This is a genomic window from Rhizobium terrae (assembly GCF_003425685.1).
Taxonomy (GTDB): Bacteria; Pseudomonadota; Alphaproteobacteria; order Rhizobiales; family Rhizobiaceae; genus Neorhizobium; species Neorhizobium terrae.
This window is the reverse complement of sequence record NZ_QJKM01000022.1, coordinates 1-14,543: the sequence shown is the minus strand read 5'-3', so window position 1 is coordinate 14,543 and position 14,543 is coordinate 1. Positions and strand designations below refer to the sequence as shown.

Genomic DNA, 14,543 nt, shown 5'->3' with positions numbered 1-14,543 from the left:
GATTACGGCCCATAGGAATTCGTGCCCCAAAAACGCGTATTGGGCGTGCGGGGCGTCTTGCGGGAAGCAACTTGCAATACGTCGAGGATCTTGCTGTCGAGCGCGCAGAGCGAGAACAAGACAAGATAAGCGACAGGGGCAATCGAAAGCGCCAAAAGATGATTTGTCGCCAGCCAGCCGATGATGGTGATGCCGATGACGATAATCACCGCCATATAGGGAACTCCCCATAGCGTGGGTGGTCTCGTTAAGCCGATGACAAGCGGCGTCAGCACCGGCCTTTCGTCCTGAAGCGGGTTCATCGAATTACTGCCCCACAGCCGCAATCATCTGATCGACGATCGCCGGTGCGCCGAACACCAAACCGATCCCAATCACTACGGCGCCTGCCGTGAACCAAGAAAGGCGACCGGCAAAGGCGAGGAAACCAAGACCGATGACCGCGATGATCGCCAGCAGTCGGCCAAAGGGACCCGTTATAAAGTCGACGATCATCTGCACTGCCGCCTGTAGCGGCGCAAACGCTCCGCCCCCATTGCTTTGCGCCAATGCGCTATCGACAACAATCAGCTGTAAGGCGATGCTGAAGCTGATGACTATGATGGGTTTTGGTGCGGTAAAAAGGGCGTTTTTGCCTTCCTGTCGCATCGACTTCTCCTCTTAAAAATGCATGACGCCGCCAATGAACCGGCCGGTTTTTTCAACTGGGATGACACCGGTTGCGTCGTCGCGGTTGGTCGCAGCGGCGGCGCGGCCCGAGCGACGGGTAGCGCTCCGCTTTAACGACGGCATTGGCAGGCCAAGCTGATGGTTGACGACTTTCGCCACGTATCCGAGGGTTTCGGCAAACGGCGGGATCCCGGAATATTGTCGAACGCGCTGTTCACCGCTGTTATAGGCGGCCGCGACAAAGAGCGGGTTTTGAAACTCGTCGAACAATACCCGCAGATATTTCATACCGCCTTCGATATTGTCTTCCGGGTCGCAGATGTCGGTGACGCCGAAGCGCAAAGCGGTTTCCGGCATGAGTTGCATCGGTCCACGAGCGCCTTTCGGTGAATTCCGGCGCCGATCAAAGCCGCTCTCGGCCCAGGCGATCGCCATCGCCAAGGCCTCATCGACCTGATGGCGCCTGGCCGATTGCTGGACGAGACGACGGATCTCTGTGGGCGCAAGCGGTGAGGGGCCGCATTCTTGAGCCTTCCACGCCGGTTTCGGATCTATGGATACGGAAGCTGAACGGTTTTTCAACAGTGTCATATTTTTGGTATAGCCATGGGGCCCGGCGAGAACGAGTGACGGCAGGTGGTGCCTCGAAAGGCTGTTACTAAAAAAGTACCAACTTGTTTCGCCTTTGTATCCGCTGTTGTGGGCATCCTCCCGTGCAGAGCCCAGGGCAGGGGGCTCTTTCGTGAAACTGGCTAGGTCTTTCGAAGCCAGGGGTGTGTTCGTCCTATATTGAAATTTCAGATTTTCATAATAGTTCTTTGATTTTACGTATAAATTATGAAATTTATACTCAAAATCTATATGCTCCGATGGCGTTGCAAAGCAGGCCATGCAGGCGAGTAACGCTTGCTCTAGGATCGAGGAAAAATGCTGGCTCTGGCGCATCACGGTCTCATTCTTTGGCGAATGGAGTCCAGTTGAATGGGATACGTTTTTCGTATATATCTACACGGAACAGAGGCGATTGCAAGGCTGATTCTCCAGATCTGATATAACGGATTTAGTTATGATGATGGGGTTGCGAAATGCGGTTTGTGCACTCGGAAGCTTGGTGCTTGCCATGCCGAGCCCAGCTGCGGAGGCCCTTGATAAAAATTATGTGCGTTCGCTGGCCGCGCCCGGACGTACCGTGCTTGTGATCGAATATTACGACGGGAAGCAAAACGTGGTCCGCCGTCAGGGTTATGCGGCGTCAGGCCCGTTCAAAGCTCTGTCTGGAACCGATTTTCGGGTTCATGAGACAATGGCTATCCACCTTTACGGGGTGGCGCCTTGCGATGGAGAAATGGTCAATCAACGCGACGGCTTTGTCGGGCGCTGCGAAGATTATGCCCGGCAGCAGCTCGAGATCATGCTCAAGAATCCGAAGGTTATCTTCTGCCGAGCGTTCATCAGTGAGGAGAAAGCCAAAGTCCAGAACGCCACCTGCTACGGTTATCATTATTTTCCGGGCAGTCTCGATAGCGTGTCGATGTTTGAGGAGCAGCTTGTGTCATTGGGGGCGTTGCGCCTTGAAAAAATCGGTGATGGCTCCCCCGCCCGTCCAGATCTCATGAGAGCCGAGCAAATCGGCAGGAAAGGGGCGTTCGGGATGTGGGCAGATCCAAGGACGAAAGAACCATGAGTGGCAAATCTCTCTCCCGATCAGCATGCTCTTTGATCGTTAGCCCCATGTCAGCCCCTCTAAGGCGTTTGCCCAAGCTCGTATGTTACGCGGGCTGCTTAATAGTTCTTGCCGCGATCGTGCCGACCGCAAAAGGCGCCGATCCAGCGACAAGTCCGACCAATTTTGCCCTTTTAGGTCACGCTCGATCAAAGCTTTCGGTCCATCCTGGGGTGGTCTATCGAGGTTTGGTCTCGGTCGTCGATGGCCGGACACTTTTTTATCCCGCAAGCGGGCAATGGGTCCGGCTAGCACAGATCGATACTTGTACGATTCCGCAGTTTTTATTCTATCCCCGTTCGCCGTTGCAGACGAAAGCACGGGATCAGCGGTCACCTCTGCCTTGCGGAGCGCTGGCCAAAGCCTGGCTGGAGAGGTTGGTCGGTGGGCGATCCGTCGAATGCTTCGCCCTGGATCATGGGTCAGATAATCTTGCGCAGGGGCGCTGTTTGGTGGCGGGTCGCGACATTGCGCTCGATATGCTGCGCGTTGGCTTGGCTCGTGTCTCGTCCCCGTCTCCGGTCCCTCCCAGTTATTTGCTCTATCAAAGCCACGCTATGTCCGCCGGTTATGGGATCTGGGCTGTGATGTCGGCATGCCATGAGAAGTGGTGCGGTCATGCCGGCCGAGCGCCGCGCCTGCATTCCGCTGCGGAGGAGCGCCGGCCACCTTATGGTTCGGATAGTGGGAAACCTAACCATCAGCGTCGACCAGAAAGATCTGATCGGAGTGGGCGAATGGAAAATCCGCCCACCGTTCTCTGTTCACGTCTGGACCGTTGCGACCGATCCGATCAATAGCGATGAGTAAAGGATGCCATGATGAAAAGGCTTCTCTTGAAATTAGCTGGAATTGCCGTGTTTCTCATTCCTCCGTCAGATTGGACCCGGGCGCAGGACGCTTCCTGGGGATGTCAGGTCCTTTTATGCGCAGCTTCCAGAGAGCCGTCATGGCAGGGCATCGGCTATTGTGTCCCACCAATGACAAGGCTCATCCGCGAGATGAAAAAGCCAAGATTTTCCTGGCCGATTTGTCGCGAAGCCAATGTCGATAAGTCGGGTTACGAGGAATATGGCGATTGCCCCGTCGGAACTCGGGTCAATCCCAACGGCAATCATGGCACAAATCCTACGACCGTCGACCGATGCATTCAGACGGTCGACAGATGCGAAGACCGCGCAGAGTTTCAAAGCCACTACGGCGACGAAATTGTAAACGAACGGACGGGCGTTCGGCTTCGTTATCTGGACAGCGGCAACGACGATTGGCGTAACCGTAACAGCTGCCTAGTCGAGATATCTATCCCGAGGCCGCGGCGTACCGACCCCTATTATTTCGATATCGCCGACGGTGAGGGCGGCAAGCGCCGGTTCTGGTTCAATTTGCGTCATTGAGAAGAGGCTGGACACGGCGATCTGGCGGCGTCCTCGCCCTTGTGAGGATCGTTTTCGGCCGAGCGACGCGAGGCCCTAGAAAAACCTCCTCACCGAGTCGCGAATAAGCTGCATAGCCTCCGCGTCGAAACCAGTTCGGGTGGCCAAAACGTAGCTCGCGAAATATGCGAGCTTTAAGCGTGCTTCAGGTTCATCTCTTGGTTGCCATAAGACAAGTTGCTGGCTGGCGGACTAATCGCTCGGCCCGCACAAGTTCCGCGAGGTGGGGGATTTCCCTGATCAGTGATATTGTGCCGCACGAGAATTCCAAGACGCCGGTCATCAAAAGATCAGCAGTCGCAGCGCCGCGAATTTGGTTCGCGCCCTTGGCGGTTCGACACCGGCATTTGATCGAAAACTTCTTCTGCAAGCTCAAGGATTTCAAACGCACCGCCATGAGAGCAGGCAAAACAGACGAGAGTTTAAAACTCCCGGTTGATTTTGTAAAACCTTGGTTTGCAATTTCGCAACTCATAATTGCATATCCTCAGGAAGAAGACTCGATCAGGGGCTACCGTCGACCATTTAGATTCACAGGTACAATGAAGAATTTTAACGGACATGAAGTTTATCAAGTAATAATTGCAGCACTAGCCCTTTCTGGATTTAGATGTAATTATAAATCCTTTAACCTTTAGGCGGCGCGCCCCAAAGTATAAATAAATAATGCCTGTAGGTTTCTTGCCGGTTTCACTAACTTTAATTGGATTATATTATTATACGAGGGATTTACTATAAAATAAACGTCGAATTTTTCAATTTTTTCTCATCATTGTTTATCTCTACATTTTTTATGTCCTTTTCCTTCTGTCTCGTCGCGCCGCCTTCGCCAGCTCTAATGGGCTAAGCCCGTTCGTCGTCGATGACAAGGACATCTGCTTTTGTATGATCGACATTCAGCGGAACGATTGTCTAGACTGAGTGGCTCAAGAAATTTGCAGGTGAGACCAACGTTTATTCATGTGGCGGCGTGGAACTTGAGCCTGGTAACCGAGTGTCGGTGGTTGGAGTCCATCAACCCTGCCATTTGCCAGATCGCAAAGCCAATCAGCGGCAATGGCGCTTGAATATCTAATCATTTGAGTTATATTAATGCTCAAAGGAGCACGACAAGTGATGTCGTGATATTCATATGGACCCGGCAACAGCAAGAGATACATCGACACGCGAAGTCAAATCCGATTTCGATCAGCTGAACCAGGAGGAAAAGCTCCTGCGGGCGATTTTCGGCGAGAAATCGGAATCCGGGCGTCGCAGTAAGCGGAAGAGGACTGTTTCTGTTTCCGACTTCGAGGAAATCTTCCGAGCACCGCCTTGGCAGCGGATTGAGATGATACGCGAAGGGATCAGCGCACGAGACGTGAAGCATCTGCAGGAGCGGCTTGGCATACCTCAGAGTGTGCTTTTGGAAAGCCTCAGGATGTCAACCGCCACGTTGAACCGCAAGGTGAGTAAGCAGGAAAACCTATCCCCGGAAGATAGCGAGCGCGTGTTGGGCGTTTCCAAACTCGTTGGCCAAGTTACTGAGATAGTACGGCAGTCTGGTGATGCGCAAGACTTTGACGCAGCAAGCTGGCTGGCCGCCTGGCTACAGCAGTCCGTGCCGGCTCTTGGGGGTGCCCGTCCACTCGATTTCATCGATACACTTGAAGGGCAGGCAATGGTGTCGCAATTACTCGCCCGGATGCAGAGTGGGGCCTATTCCTGATGCCCGCAGTTTGGCGGATCGCGACGGACACTCCAGATTATGAAGCGGACGACCTCACAGGAACGGGCGCAAAAGTTACGGGGGGGAGATGGAATGCGGCGGGCTTCGCCGTACTCTACTGCGCGGAAAACATCTCGCTCGCGGCAATGGAAACGCTGGTGCATTTTGCTGCGTCTAGCTTACCTTTAAACCGCTACCTCGTCAGAATCGACATCCCTCAAGACCTCTGGGACGCAAGCGAGCGGCTGGATGCCAAAACAGCGCCGGTAGGATGGGATGCGCTACCGGCGGGGCGCGCCAGTTTGGCTTTTGGCTCGACTTGGCTGGCTGAACGTCGGTCGGCCTGTCTGTTCGTTCCTTCGGTCATCGTACCCGACGAGTCGAATGTGCTCGTCAATCCGCTGCACCCAGACGCTGGCAAAATCTCAGCGACGAAGGTTCGTAGATGGCTCTATGATTCACGCCTGAAGTCGAAGGCGTAAATCACTCCGGAGCCCGTTCTGAGATCGCCGTCCCTGCCCAAGATCGAAATCCTGCCACCGGAGACCGTGTCGGCTGATCCGACAGCGCCGCCATTCGCCTGTTGCGGACGGCCAGCATCGACCGAGGAAGACTGTTGCGGTATTTGCGAGGAATGTCTGGCGCCGTAATTTGCTCGCCGAAGAGTCATTGCGCCACATTGGTGACGGTTGATCGTGACAGTGGAAGTGAAGACAGGACAGCGCCGGATTCTGGAGTACTTGTTTTCGCCGATCGCGGAAGTCACTTCTGCGGCCATGAAAGAAAGATAATTTTCTGCAGGATATGGAGATGACCGCCTTTTTCCAAACAACCTCACTCTCCGACGATCAAGCAGAATTGTCATTCAAACCGCCTGTCATTCATACGGTTCCGGGTCCCGTTAAGGTGGTCGATGGCAGGATTAAGCAGCGGCGCTCAGCGATCGCCGCATCTGGGCGGCAAAATTACGGCCTTGGTCCTCGTGACGGTGACTTTTGGCCGAGACAAGGCGCTGCATTAGAAGAACCTCTCTACCGAGCCGCGAATAATCTGCATAGCCTCCGCGTCGAAGCCAGTTCGGGTGGCCAACACGTAGCTCGCGAAATATGCGAGCTTTAAGCGTGCTTCAGGTTCATCTCTTGGTTGCCACAAGACAAGTTGTTGGCGGACTAATCGCTCGGCCCGGACGAGTTCCGCGAGGTGGGGATTTCCTTGATCAATAATATTGTGCCGCAATAAAGCGAGCAGCAGGCTTTGGTGATGGCAGGTGAGGGTTGCCAGATCTGGCGAAGCATCGTCTCTTTCCACTGTGTCTTGGTCGGGGCTTGACGAATTGCGGCCATTCGAAACGATATCTTGCCGCCTGGCTATGGGGAGTATCGTTGATGTATGAGGATGAGAAAACAATGACGAGCCTCCTTTCATGAAAAACAGACTTGAGACGCACATTGAGGATGAGGGCCTTGTGGAGATCAAAGATCCGGAGGCCGACAAGCTGATCTACCGGCGTCCCGGATACGAAGGCGTGCCGGATTTTTCCGAACTCGACGCGCGAATTTCCGACACGCTGAGAAAGCTGCGTGAACGAAGCGGGCTCAAGCACGCCGATGTTGCGCTCATGCTCGGGCTTCATCCTCAAGTCTACGGGCGATATGAGCGAAACGAGACGAAGATGAATGTCAGCCGGCTCATTCACTTAAGCGAACTCCTTGATTTTTCGCCGATCGATGTGGTCATGGCTGCAGCTCCTTATCGACTTGGCAAGACCCGAGAGGAAGCAGACAGGCGCCTTGCGCTCATTAAGATTGTCGAAACGCTGCCCTCCGACGCGGTAGACTCCCTGTTGTCACTTGTCGAAGCAATGACACGATTGCGGCCCAAAGCCGAAAATTAAGAACCCTTATCATCAGCATATCGCGTCCTGGGGACCAGATTGAGCTGTTCCGTGCGTTGGCGGAGGCGTTGCCAATCACCCAACGTCCAAGGGGCCGCGGTTTCGACGGTTCCCTTAGATGCCACATCCTTCCTGCGAATGAAGATTGGTACGCGCAGTGGCGATAGCTGGCCATTTGCCAGGTGGGAAAGAAAGCAAGGAGCCGTCTATCGAATAGGCTTCACGATGCTGTTCGAGCAATTGAGGGGAGGGATATGCCGCAACGGCTATCAGCGTCTCGCCCCGATAAACCATAGGTTCGCCTAGAAGATCCATGGGATAGCCTCTCCTCTTCAACATATCGACAAGCCTCAGGTTCGTTTCGATAATGACGGTTTCAATCTCCGCACTTACAAGAAATTCCAAGACGCCGGTCATCAAAAGATCAGCAGTCGCAACGCCGCGAATTTGGTTCACGCCCTTATCAGTTCCACACCGGCCCCATTCAAAAACATGCTCACCCTTCGGGTAGGGGCGTTTTGTCACCAGTTGCGGGAAGATGTGGGAAAGCAGATGGGGTGTGGTCGTGGGCAATAGCCGTGAATAACCCGCGACCTCGCCTTTCTCCGTCAACACGAGATGAATTGTGGCGGCTGTGTCGAACTGGTCTCGCTCACGGCCATCGGCGCGTCTGAGCTCTTCCCAGCCAAGCTCTTCAACGAAGCATCGATGACGAAAGCGCCATACTTTTTCTAAAAGAACGCGGTTTTGCCGGCCTTGTTCGCCTCTGACGATTTCCAACATTCAATCGCCTCCGGGGGATAACTGGCTAATTGTGCAGCCTCCGGTGGAAGAATTCTATTCGTAAATTGTCGTAATTTTCACCGCTGCAGACCGCGTCGGAAGGCCTCGGCGATCAGTTGAGCCCTGTTTACGGCGTTAAGTTTTCGCTGCAGATTGGCGAGATGCGCTTGAACTGTTCGGGGTGAACGGCGGGTGATTTCCCCGATCTCTCGATCCGTCTTGCCAGCGACACACCAGGTGAGGCATTCGCTCTCGCTACGGGAAATCATCACCTCGTCCGCAATCTTGGTTTTGGTCCCGCCAAGCTCTCGAAGCCGTGTGAAGGCGCTGATCGCGATGATGTGCAGAAGATCCCGATGAGGAGGAGATAACGAGACCTGCTTTCCGGACAGCGAAAAAAGGCCGACGAAGCCGGCTTGGGAAAAGATCGGGACCGTCACACCGTCCACCAGTCCGAAATCGGCGGCCTCGCGCATGACCTGACTGGCCTTGGGGGGAAGGGCCTGCTTGTTGATCGCCTCGGACCAGATAATGGCGCGGTCGACGCGACGGACGAGGTTGACGACGGGATCGTCGCGAAAGTAGTCTTTCTCGACATATTGGGAGAACCAGCCGGGCGGCCAGCCGTTTAATAGAAAATGGCTCTCAAGTCCCTCATGGGGAAGAGGAAGCCCTGTCATTGCGAACCGCTCGAAGCCAAGAGCGGCGGTCACCCGTTCAACGAGGGCTGACACGTCCTCTTGATTTTGCGCGGCGTTGCACGCTTCAGAAAACTGAAATAGCAAACTCGCTAAGAGCATCTCGAACCTGCGTCCCTTCCAAAGGTGCCGCTGGCAGACATCAGTCGGGCGGACCAAGCAGGCTTCAGACGCAATTATTCGGGCGTGGTCGCGCTTTCAGGTGGGGTTGTCTTCGTATCGAAGCTCAATGAGCCCATCGAGGACGCAGAACGCTTCATTGCTCAGTCAGCTTCGAATGCCTCCAGTGGCGGGGACTGACCTTCTATGGAGATCGACGTCCAATGCCGGTCCCGATTCAGAGTTTCTCTTTTGTAGGAGATTGCCGCGCTACTGTAAATTGCGAAATCTCGCCTTTTCTCGTCTACATATCCGGCATCTCTCAGTCTAAACCATTACCAGTGTCGGCAAGCTTGGGCATATTTGACTGCGGAGCGCGATTGGCGCGAGGGTAGGCGCTGCTGCAATCAAAGTTAACGGCCTCGATCTTGCTGCCGCCGGATTCGAGCGGGTGGCGGCGAAGGAAACAGGGCGAACGGGTTCGATCCGGACGACATGCTGAAGCTCTACATCTACGGGTATTTGAACGGGTGCATTCGAGCCGATGCGGCAAGTCGGGAAGCCTTCATCATGCTGACATGCTTCCTGGTCTCGACATCTCCCTTTATCACGACCGGCAGATCGTTCATTCTCGACCGCAGCTCCTGGCGACTGGCCAACGGTTTCCGCTAAGACCCTGATCAGGCCGTTGGCAATGGGTACGCTGCACGTCGAGCAGGTTGTTTGATATCGTTGACGGCTGTCGCAGAGCCGCTGGTGCCATTTTGCCGTGCTGTCACCGTGCGCCCTTGGAGGGCAGCAGCATGTTCTATCAGGTGTTCTGGTCAGCGGTTACGCGTGTTTCAAGGCGTTCTCCGCCGATACAGTCGGTAGTCGGCCTCTTAGCTGCTTCAGTCATTTCTCGATCTCTGATCTGCCAGGTATCGCGGCCACTGGCCGGAAAAATCAAAAATGTCACGTTTTCATATCGCTTCATCTCTGGTGACGGCTGATCTTGCATTGTTAGTCAAATGAACGTGCATATCCAGAGGAATAGAAACTTGTTGAGGTCAATATCCATGCCTCAGAAGTAGACCAGATTGCACCGGGACACGCCGGGCCGGATTGAACGGCTCGGGTTCCGTGTTGACGAGGCAACAAAAGATCTCATCGAGCGTGCTGCATACCTGTCGCAGCGTAAAGTGAGCGACTTTTGCGTGACGGCGCTCGCCGACACCGCGCGCCGGACGATCACAGAGCATGAAATGCTCGTGCTCTCCGACCGCGATCGCGAGGCTTTCTTCAACGCCCTGATCAATCCGCCCACACCGAACGATCGTCTTCAGCGTGCCCTCGCCGACCACAAGCACCGGGTCGCCCCGCAAGAGTGACGACATCTCAAGCGGATTTGCAGATCGTGCCGCTTTCGGTCGATCACGATCGCGATGCCTTCTCATGCGGGGTCGACAGCCTCGACCGCTACCTGCGGACGCAGGCGAGCCAGGACGTGCGGCGCAAGGCGAACGGCGTCTTCATCCTCTTCGAACCCGAGCAGCCCCGAACGGTGCTCGGCTATTACACGCTCTGCGCGACGGGCTTGCCGCAGGGCGACGTTCCCGTCGCCGCCCGCAAGCATATCCCGCGCTATCCGCTGGTGAACGCCACGCTGGTCGGGCGTCTTGCGGTGTCGACCGCACGGCAAGCGGAGCGCCTGGGGGCGATCCTCCTTGCCGACGCCGTGCAGCGTACTTACGCTTCCGCCTCGACCATCGGTTCGTCGATGCTGGTCGTCGACGCGATCAACGAGCGCGCGGCCGCCTTCTATGAAGGCAACGGGTTCGTGCGTCTGCCGGATTCGATGCGGCTGGTGCTACCCATGTATGTCATCGAGAAAATGCTGGTGCCGTGATTTCATCTCCCTGCCGTCCGGGTTCCTGTTCCCGCTGTCGGCATGGCTAAAAATCCGAAAAAACCCAATATCACCGGAGGTTTGCGCAAGTCGATCTTCAGATCGGACGCATATTTGACGAAGCTGTGCTCGAACCCGAAATCGCTGTCGGGAAAGCGATTCCGCCAATAGTCGGAAATACGGATGTTCGTGTTTCCGGCTTTGTGCTTTCGTTCGTCCCTCGGCCCCAACTCGCAGAGGTTCTGGAAGGTGCTGTGCTTGCACGTCTGTCGGCAATTGTTGAGGAGGTATAACTCTTCCAGCGCGAATTCGCAAAAGCCTTTGGCATCTGGAGGGAGTTCGAAATCGAACCTGCCTACCATGAACGCTGGCATGCGTCGATATCAACAAATAGACGTAACGTCAGCGTTTTCTCACAGCCGGTTCGTTCTCCGACCCAAATCAGTCATTCCAGCTAGGCTAAGTATTAGCTGACCTACGATCTTCCACAGACGGAATTTGCAATAACAGGGTCGTTGGCTCTCACCCTTTCAGCTGCAAAACAAGATCCAAAATTGTTTGGCGATGCCGCGAGTTTCGAATGCGGAGTCACCAGCCAAGGTGCAGCAGCTTGCGGTGATTGCGCTACGTCAGCCGCCCGTGCCCGACACGGCCGCGGCCAGTGCCCTGATCGCCGATGCATGGGCTGGCGTTCGTGCTCGAGACAGAAGGACGATGTCCGAAGATGGTAGTGGCGGCAGCCCCAGCTCAGCTCCTCGGTCGGGCAGGCCACGGGCGCAGATGTCGCCCATCGGCGCGACACCCGCGTCTGCAAGAATTCCGTCGTGGAGCGCCGCACAGCTGCCGGCGGTAAAGGCGTCGCGCCAGTCCACGCCGGCCCGTCGAAGCTCCGTCACAGCGATTTCCCGGACGCCGCACCCGGATCCCAACGACATCAGCGGGATGGCGCTGTTCGAGCGCGGTCGCCAGCCGGGGGCCGCCCGCCACCCCAGGCTGTCGGTGCGCAGGATCTCGCCGTCGGAGCCACCGCCGTTGCGCCGGATGATGGCGGCGTCCGCGCGCCCGGAAGCGAAGATATCCTTCACGTTCAGGGAGAAGCCGATACTCACTTCGATCACCGCGTTGGCGGGGAGCGCCATCCGAATCGCCCGTATGGCCGCCGACAGGCGGCCCCCGATTGCATGGTCACTGGCAGCTAGCGAGAAGTGCAGCGGTGGTTCGTCGCCGAAGATCAACGCGTCCTCGTGTTTGGCGAGCAGCTCTCGTGCCTTCGGCAGGAAGACCTGGCCGTCCTCCGTCAGCCGCAGGTGCCGTGGTGTACGGTCGATCAGCCGCCTGCCGATGCGCTGCTCCAGCGCCTTCAGTTTCTGGCTGACGACAGGCTGCACGGTTCCTGCCGCATCGGCCGCCTTCGTCAGACTGCCGAGTTCGACGGAAAGGATGAACAGGCGGACGCTCTCGAGATCAATCATATGAAATCACTATGTTTGGAATACCGTGATGCATCTTCTCATTATGATGAGATTAGCACAAGGTCATCCGGCAACAAGGAGATACCCCATGCCCATGATCAAAGCCCGCTACACGAAACCTCAGGACGGACGCGATCCGAAACTGGACGTTGCAGCTCTGCTGTCTCGCCTTACGGCCGAAATCCTACACAAGGATCCGGGTGTCACCGCGGTCCTCGTCGAAAGCGCCGAACCCGGTGACTGGATTGTTGCCGGATCGAGCGTCGCCGACCAGAAGCTTGGAACCTTCTATGTCGAGGTCTCGATCACTGAGCATACGAATATCAAAGACGAGACGACCGAATGGGTCCGACGTGTCTATGACGAGATGAATGCCCTGATCGGTCCGGTGCACGAGGCAAGCTATGTCCTGGTTCACGCCGTCGACGGCGATGCCTATGGCTACGGTGGGCTGACACAGAACCTGCGATGGGCGCGCAGGCACGGTTAGCCTGGATGAGCGGATAAAGCGGGCAGAAGAACAAGGAGGACGAGATGCGGATCTATGAACTTGCAGCCGTGGGCGCGGCGACCTGTTGGGCGTTGACGGGGCTCCTCTCTGCACGCCCAGCGGAATATCTCGGAGCTTTGGCCTTCAACAGGACGCGGCAGCTCTTTATCACCTTCCTGCTCGGTCTTTACGTCCTCGCGTCGGGGACATGGCGGGAACTGCAGCCGGATGTATTGTGGCCCCTTCTCGTGTCCGGCTTCATCGGCATATTTGTAGGTGACACGCTTCTGTTCACTTGCCTGAATCGGCTGGGGCCGCGCCGCTCGGGGATCCTATTTGCCTTGAATGCCCCGATCGCAACGCTGCTCGGATGGGTGGTGCTTGACGAGAAGCTTTCCGGTATTGCCGTGGCTGGCATAGGCTTGACTCTCTGCGGGGTGCTGCTCGCAATCCTCTTCGGCAAGCGTAAGGCGCAGCCGCACGAATGGGAGACCGTGAAGGGACCGCTTTGGCTTGGCGTACTGGTCGGACTTCTGGCTGCGCTCAGCCAGGCGATCGGCTCCTTGATCGCGAGGCCTGTCATGGCGACCGGGATCGATCCCCTGGCCGCTTCCATGCTGCGCGTTGCAGTCGCCGCCCTCTGCCTGACCGCGATCACCCAATTGCCCATCGAAGCGGCCAGGCCGAAGGCTCCGCTGACCAAAAGTGTCTTTCTTCAGACTGCCATGACGGGCATCGTTGCCCTGGCCCTCGGCATGACACTCCTTCTCTTCGCGCTTTCCGGCGGAGAGGTCGGGATCGCCTCGACGCTGTCTGCGACAACACCGGTGATTATTCTGCCAATGCTCTGGCTAAAGACGCGGGAGCCGCCTGCACCCGGGGCCTGGGTCGGAGCCGCATTTGTCGTCGCCGGCATGGCGCTGATTTTCTGGAGGTAAGTGAATGCCTTAACCCACAGCTTCCAGGCAGCTCGAGCAGCCTCAATCGGCAAAGAAACTTTGCGTCGTTTGGGTGCGCCGGGACGGACGCATTGGATTTCTGCCTCACACCCCGGATAGAGGAGTCGTTGTCCTGACACAGGCACGAGAGGGAAAGCGAAAGGTCAGCCAGAAAGCGACAGGGTCGTTAGAGGCGCTCTGCGCAGGATGCTATGCGGGCGAGAATCTCCTTCAGGCTGGGCCTGCCGTGGTGATAGAGATCCGCGGTCTGCTCATAGGCGTGTTCATAACGGCGGAATGCCACGGGCTCGGAAAGGCTGAACGCGGGATTGCTGCTGATGACCTTATTGTCGAGCTTCGGAAAGCGTCGGTCCTTATTGACATTATACGCCTTCGTGCCGATGAAGGTTTGCACGTCCGGTTGGTCAAGCAGGCAGTAGACGTCGTAGTAGTGCCGCAGAAAATTGACGGGGAACTTTTCAGTTTCCTGATCCAGGCGATATTTGGTGGAGATGGCCTGGAGCTTTTTTACTAGGGTGTAACCGGGTTCGTAGCAGAGGATGGTTAGCGCGCGATTATCGATCAACTCGACGCGCGACGACGCGTAGTCGTAGGCCCAGGGGGAGTGTCAGGAATTTCGTGTACGGGCGTGCGGTTAAACATTTCGTTTTACGCCCTCGCGGCGTGGAAGCGGTCCGCGAAGAGAACGGCGAATTGGGATTTTGCCATCGCCCATTCTTTGGGTGGC

At 56.2% G+C, this 14,543-nt stretch carries 21 protein-coding genes; 12 read left to right on the top strand and 9 right to left on the bottom strand.

Features of this window, described 5'->3' with window-relative positions; genetic code table 11:
• Positions 1-2 precede the first annotated feature (2 nt).
• Genes DMO26_RS28995 through DMO26_RS28985 form a run of 3 tightly spaced genes read right to left on the bottom strand, consistent with a single transcriptional unit; the run spans position 3 to position 1,614 of the window.
• On the bottom strand, positions 3-302 hold the full coding sequence (locus DMO26_RS28995; RefSeq protein ID WP_117195802.1) for a type IV secretion system protein VirB3: 300 nt from the start codon (positions 300-302) through the stop codon (positions 3-5).
• Positions 303-306: 4 nt separating this feature from the next.
• Positions 307-648, bottom strand: a complete 342-nt coding sequence (locus DMO26_RS28990) for a TrbC/VirB2 family protein (RefSeq protein WP_117195801.1) — start codon at positions 646-648, stop codon at positions 307-309.
• A 12-nt stretch (positions 649-660) separates the two neighbouring features.
• Positions 661-1,614, bottom strand: coding sequence for a lytic transglycosylase domain-containing protein (locus DMO26_RS28985; RefSeq protein ID WP_226951454.1), 954 nt, complete (start codon positions 1,612-1,614; stop codon positions 661-663).
• Between the two features lie 121 nt (positions 1,615-1,735).
• Between DMO26_RS28985 and DMO26_RS28980 the strand changes: the two genes are divergently transcribed.
• From DMO26_RS28980 to DMO26_RS28955, 6 genes are all read left to right on the top strand, one after another.
• The gene (locus tag DMO26_RS28980) at positions 1,736-2,353 is read left to right on the top strand and encodes a hypothetical protein (RefSeq protein ID WP_226951453.1); all 618 of its coding nucleotides are present in this window, start codon (positions 1,736-1,738) and stop codon (positions 2,351-2,353) included.
• A gap of 657 nt (positions 2,354-3,010) precedes the next feature.
• Positions 3,011-3,202 carry a hypothetical protein gene (locus DMO26_RS28975; protein WP_117195800.1) on the top strand — a complete coding sequence of 64 codons (192 nt, stop codon included), beginning with the start codon at positions 3,011-3,013 and terminating at the stop codon, positions 3,200-3,202.
• An 8-nt stretch (positions 3,203-3,210) separates the two neighbouring features.
• Positions 3,211-3,786, top strand: a complete 576-nt coding sequence (locus DMO26_RS28970; RefSeq protein ID WP_319025415.1) for a hypothetical protein — start codon at positions 3,211-3,213, stop codon at positions 3,784-3,786.
• Positions 3,787-3,965: 179 nt separating this feature from the next.
• A complete protein-coding gene (locus tag DMO26_RS34200; RefSeq protein ID WP_205421275.1) occupies positions 3,966-4,463 on the top strand; it encodes a hypothetical protein in 498 nt (165 codons plus the stop codon).
• Between the two features lie 494 nt (positions 4,464-4,957).
• Entirely contained in the window at positions 4,958-5,533 is a 576-nt protein-coding gene (gene parS / locus DMO26_RS28960) for a type II RES/Xre toxin-antitoxin system antitoxin (RefSeq protein ID WP_117195798.1), read from the top strand.
• Positions 5,533-6,015, top strand: coding sequence for an RES family NAD+ phosphorylase (locus DMO26_RS28955; RefSeq protein WP_117195797.1), 483 nt, complete (start codon positions 5,533-5,535; stop codon positions 6,013-6,015). The genes parS and DMO26_RS28955 overlap by 1 nt, the downstream gene beginning before the upstream one ends.
• A gap of 535 nt (positions 6,016-6,550) precedes the next feature.
• On the opposite strand, the gene DMO26_RS28950 is transcribed toward DMO26_RS28955, so the two are convergent.
• Positions 6,551-6,940 carry a hypothetical protein gene (locus tag DMO26_RS28950; RefSeq protein WP_162895099.1) on the bottom strand — a complete coding sequence of 130 codons (390 nt, stop codon included), beginning with the start codon at positions 6,938-6,940 and terminating at the stop codon, positions 6,551-6,553.
• A gap of 16 nt (positions 6,941-6,956) precedes the next feature.
• On the opposite strand from DMO26_RS28950, the gene DMO26_RS28945 reads away from it, so the two are divergent.
• Positions 6,957-7,427, top strand: coding sequence for a helix-turn-helix domain-containing protein (locus DMO26_RS28945; protein ID WP_117195795.1), 471 nt, complete (start codon positions 6,957-6,959; stop codon positions 7,425-7,427).
• Between the two features lie 114 nt (positions 7,428-7,541).
• On the opposite strand, the gene DMO26_RS28940 is transcribed toward DMO26_RS28945, so the two are convergent.
• Positions 7,542-8,210 carry an acyl-homoserine-lactone synthase gene (locus DMO26_RS28940; RefSeq protein ID WP_117195794.1) on the bottom strand — a complete coding sequence of 223 codons (669 nt, stop codon included), beginning with the start codon at positions 8,208-8,210 and terminating at the stop codon, positions 7,542-7,544.
• Positions 8,211-8,287: 77 nt separating this feature from the next.
• On the bottom strand, positions 8,288-9,010 hold the full coding sequence (locus DMO26_RS28935; RefSeq protein ID WP_117195793.1) for a helix-turn-helix transcriptional regulator: 723 nt from the start codon (positions 9,008-9,010) through the stop codon (positions 8,288-8,290).
• A gap of 492 nt (positions 9,011-9,502) precedes the next feature.
• On the opposite strand from DMO26_RS28935, the gene DMO26_RS34195 reads away from it, so the two are divergent.
• The 3 genes from DMO26_RS34195 to DMO26_RS28920 all read left to right on the top strand — a co-directional run bounded on the left by DMO26_RS34195 (position 9,503) and on the right by DMO26_RS28920 (position 10,895).
• On the top strand, positions 9,503-9,679 hold the full coding sequence (locus DMO26_RS34195) for a hypothetical protein (RefSeq protein ID WP_205421274.1): 177 nt from the start codon (positions 9,503-9,505) through the stop codon (positions 9,677-9,679).
• Positions 9,680-10,086: 407 nt separating this feature from the next.
• Complete coding sequence (locus DMO26_RS28925) at positions 10,087-10,377, top strand: type II toxin-antitoxin system TacA family antitoxin (protein ID WP_117195792.1); 291 nt, start codon at positions 10,087-10,089, stop codon at positions 10,375-10,377.
• Positions 10,374-10,895 carry a GNAT family N-acetyltransferase gene (locus tag DMO26_RS28920; protein WP_117195791.1) on the top strand — a complete coding sequence of 174 codons (522 nt, stop codon included), beginning with the start codon at positions 10,374-10,376 and terminating at the stop codon, positions 10,893-10,895. Before DMO26_RS28925 ends, DMO26_RS28920 begins: the two co-directional genes overlap by 4 nt.
• Before the next feature lie 2 nt (positions 10,896-10,897).
• Here DMO26_RS28920 and DMO26_RS28915 read toward each other — a convergent pair whose 3' ends face one another.
• Positions 10,898-11,269, bottom strand: a complete 372-nt coding sequence (locus DMO26_RS28915; RefSeq protein WP_117195790.1) for a hypothetical protein — start codon at positions 11,267-11,269, stop codon at positions 10,898-10,900.
• A 255-nt stretch (positions 11,270-11,524) separates the two neighbouring features.
• Complete coding sequence (locus DMO26_RS28910; protein WP_117195789.1) at positions 11,525-12,367, bottom strand: LysR family transcriptional regulator; 843 nt, start codon at positions 12,365-12,367, stop codon at positions 11,525-11,527.
• Positions 12,368-12,455: 88 nt separating this feature from the next.
• Between DMO26_RS28910 and DMO26_RS28905 the strand changes: the two genes are divergently transcribed.
• Together DMO26_RS28905 and DMO26_RS28900 are read left to right on the top strand one after the other, a co-directional pair.
• Positions 12,456-12,857 carry a tautomerase family protein gene (locus tag DMO26_RS28905; protein WP_117195788.1) on the top strand — a complete coding sequence of 134 codons (402 nt, stop codon included), beginning with the start codon at positions 12,456-12,458 and terminating at the stop codon, positions 12,855-12,857.
• Between the two features lie 44 nt (positions 12,858-12,901).
• A complete protein-coding gene (locus DMO26_RS28900; RefSeq protein ID WP_117195787.1) occupies positions 12,902-13,795 on the top strand; it encodes a DMT family transporter in 894 nt (297 codons plus the stop codon).
• Positions 13,796-13,982: 187 nt separating this feature from the next.
• On the opposite strand, the gene DMO26_RS28895 is transcribed toward DMO26_RS28900, so the two are convergent.
• Positions 13,983-14,381 carry a nucleotidyl transferase AbiEii/AbiGii toxin family protein gene (locus tag DMO26_RS28895; protein ID WP_205421273.1) on the bottom strand — a complete coding sequence of 133 codons (399 nt, stop codon included), beginning with the start codon at positions 14,379-14,381 and terminating at the stop codon, positions 13,983-13,985.
• Positions 14,382-14,543: the final 162 nt, after the last annotated feature.

What these genes read in the sequence shown, in the direction of transcription:
- DMO26_RS28995 (WP_117195802.1), bottom strand. Translation starts at nt 302, where the DNA reads ATGAACCCGCTTCAGGACGAAAGGCCGGTGCTGACGCCGCTTGTCATC.
- DMO26_RS28990 (WP_117195801.1), bottom strand. Translation starts at nt 648, where the DNA reads ATGCGACAGGAAGGCAAAAACGCCCTTTTTACCGCACCAAAACCCATC.
- DMO26_RS28985 (WP_226951454.1), bottom strand. Translation starts at nt 1,614, where the DNA reads ATGCGCCAGAGCCAGCATTTTTCCTCGATCCTAGAGCAAGCGTTACTC.
- DMO26_RS28980 (WP_226951453.1), top strand. Translation starts at nt 1,736, where the DNA reads ATGATGATGGGGTTGCGAAATGCGGTTTGTGCACTCGGAAGCTTGGTG.
- DMO26_RS28975 (WP_117195800.1), top strand. Translation starts at nt 3,011, where the DNA reads ATGCCGGCCGAGCGCCGCGCCTGCATTCCGCTGCGGAGGAGCGCCGGC.
- DMO26_RS28970 (WP_319025415.1), top strand. Translation starts at nt 3,211, where the DNA reads ATGATGAAAAGGCTTCTCTTGAAATTAGCTGGAATTGCCGTGTTTCTC.
- parS (WP_117195798.1), top strand. Translation starts at nt 4,958, where the DNA reads ATGGACCCGGCAACAGCAAGAGATACATCGACACGCGAAGTCAAATCC.
- DMO26_RS28955 (WP_117195797.1), top strand. Translation starts at nt 5,533, where the DNA reads ATGCCCGCAGTTTGGCGGATCGCGACGGACACTCCAGATTATGAAGCG.
- DMO26_RS28945 (WP_117195795.1), top strand. Translation starts at nt 6,957, where the DNA reads ATGAAAAACAGACTTGAGACGCACATTGAGGATGAGGGCCTTGTGGAG.
- DMO26_RS28940 (WP_117195794.1), bottom strand. Translation starts at nt 8,210, where the DNA reads ATGTTGGAAATCGTCAGAGGCGAACAAGGCCGGCAAAACCGCGTTCTT.
- DMO26_RS28935 (WP_117195793.1), bottom strand. Translation starts at nt 9,010, where the DNA reads ATGCTCTTAGCGAGTTTGCTATTTCAGTTTTCTGAAGCGTGCAACGCC.
- DMO26_RS34195 (WP_205421274.1), top strand. Translation starts at nt 9,503, where the DNA reads ATGCTGAAGCTCTACATCTACGGGTATTTGAACGGGTGCATTCGAGCC.
- DMO26_RS28915 (WP_117195790.1), bottom strand. Translation starts at nt 11,269, where the DNA reads ATGCCAGCGTTCATGGTAGGCAGGTTCGATTTCGAACTCCCTCCAGAT.
- DMO26_RS28910 (WP_117195789.1), bottom strand. Translation starts at nt 12,367, where the DNA reads ATGATTGATCTCGAGAGCGTCCGCCTGTTCATCCTTTCCGTCGAACTC.
- DMO26_RS28905 (WP_117195788.1), top strand. Translation starts at nt 12,456, where the DNA reads ATGCCCATGATCAAAGCCCGCTACACGAAACCTCAGGACGGACGCGAT.
- DMO26_RS28900 (WP_117195787.1), top strand. Translation starts at nt 12,902, where the DNA reads ATGCGGATCTATGAACTTGCAGCCGTGGGCGCGGCGACCTGTTGGGCG.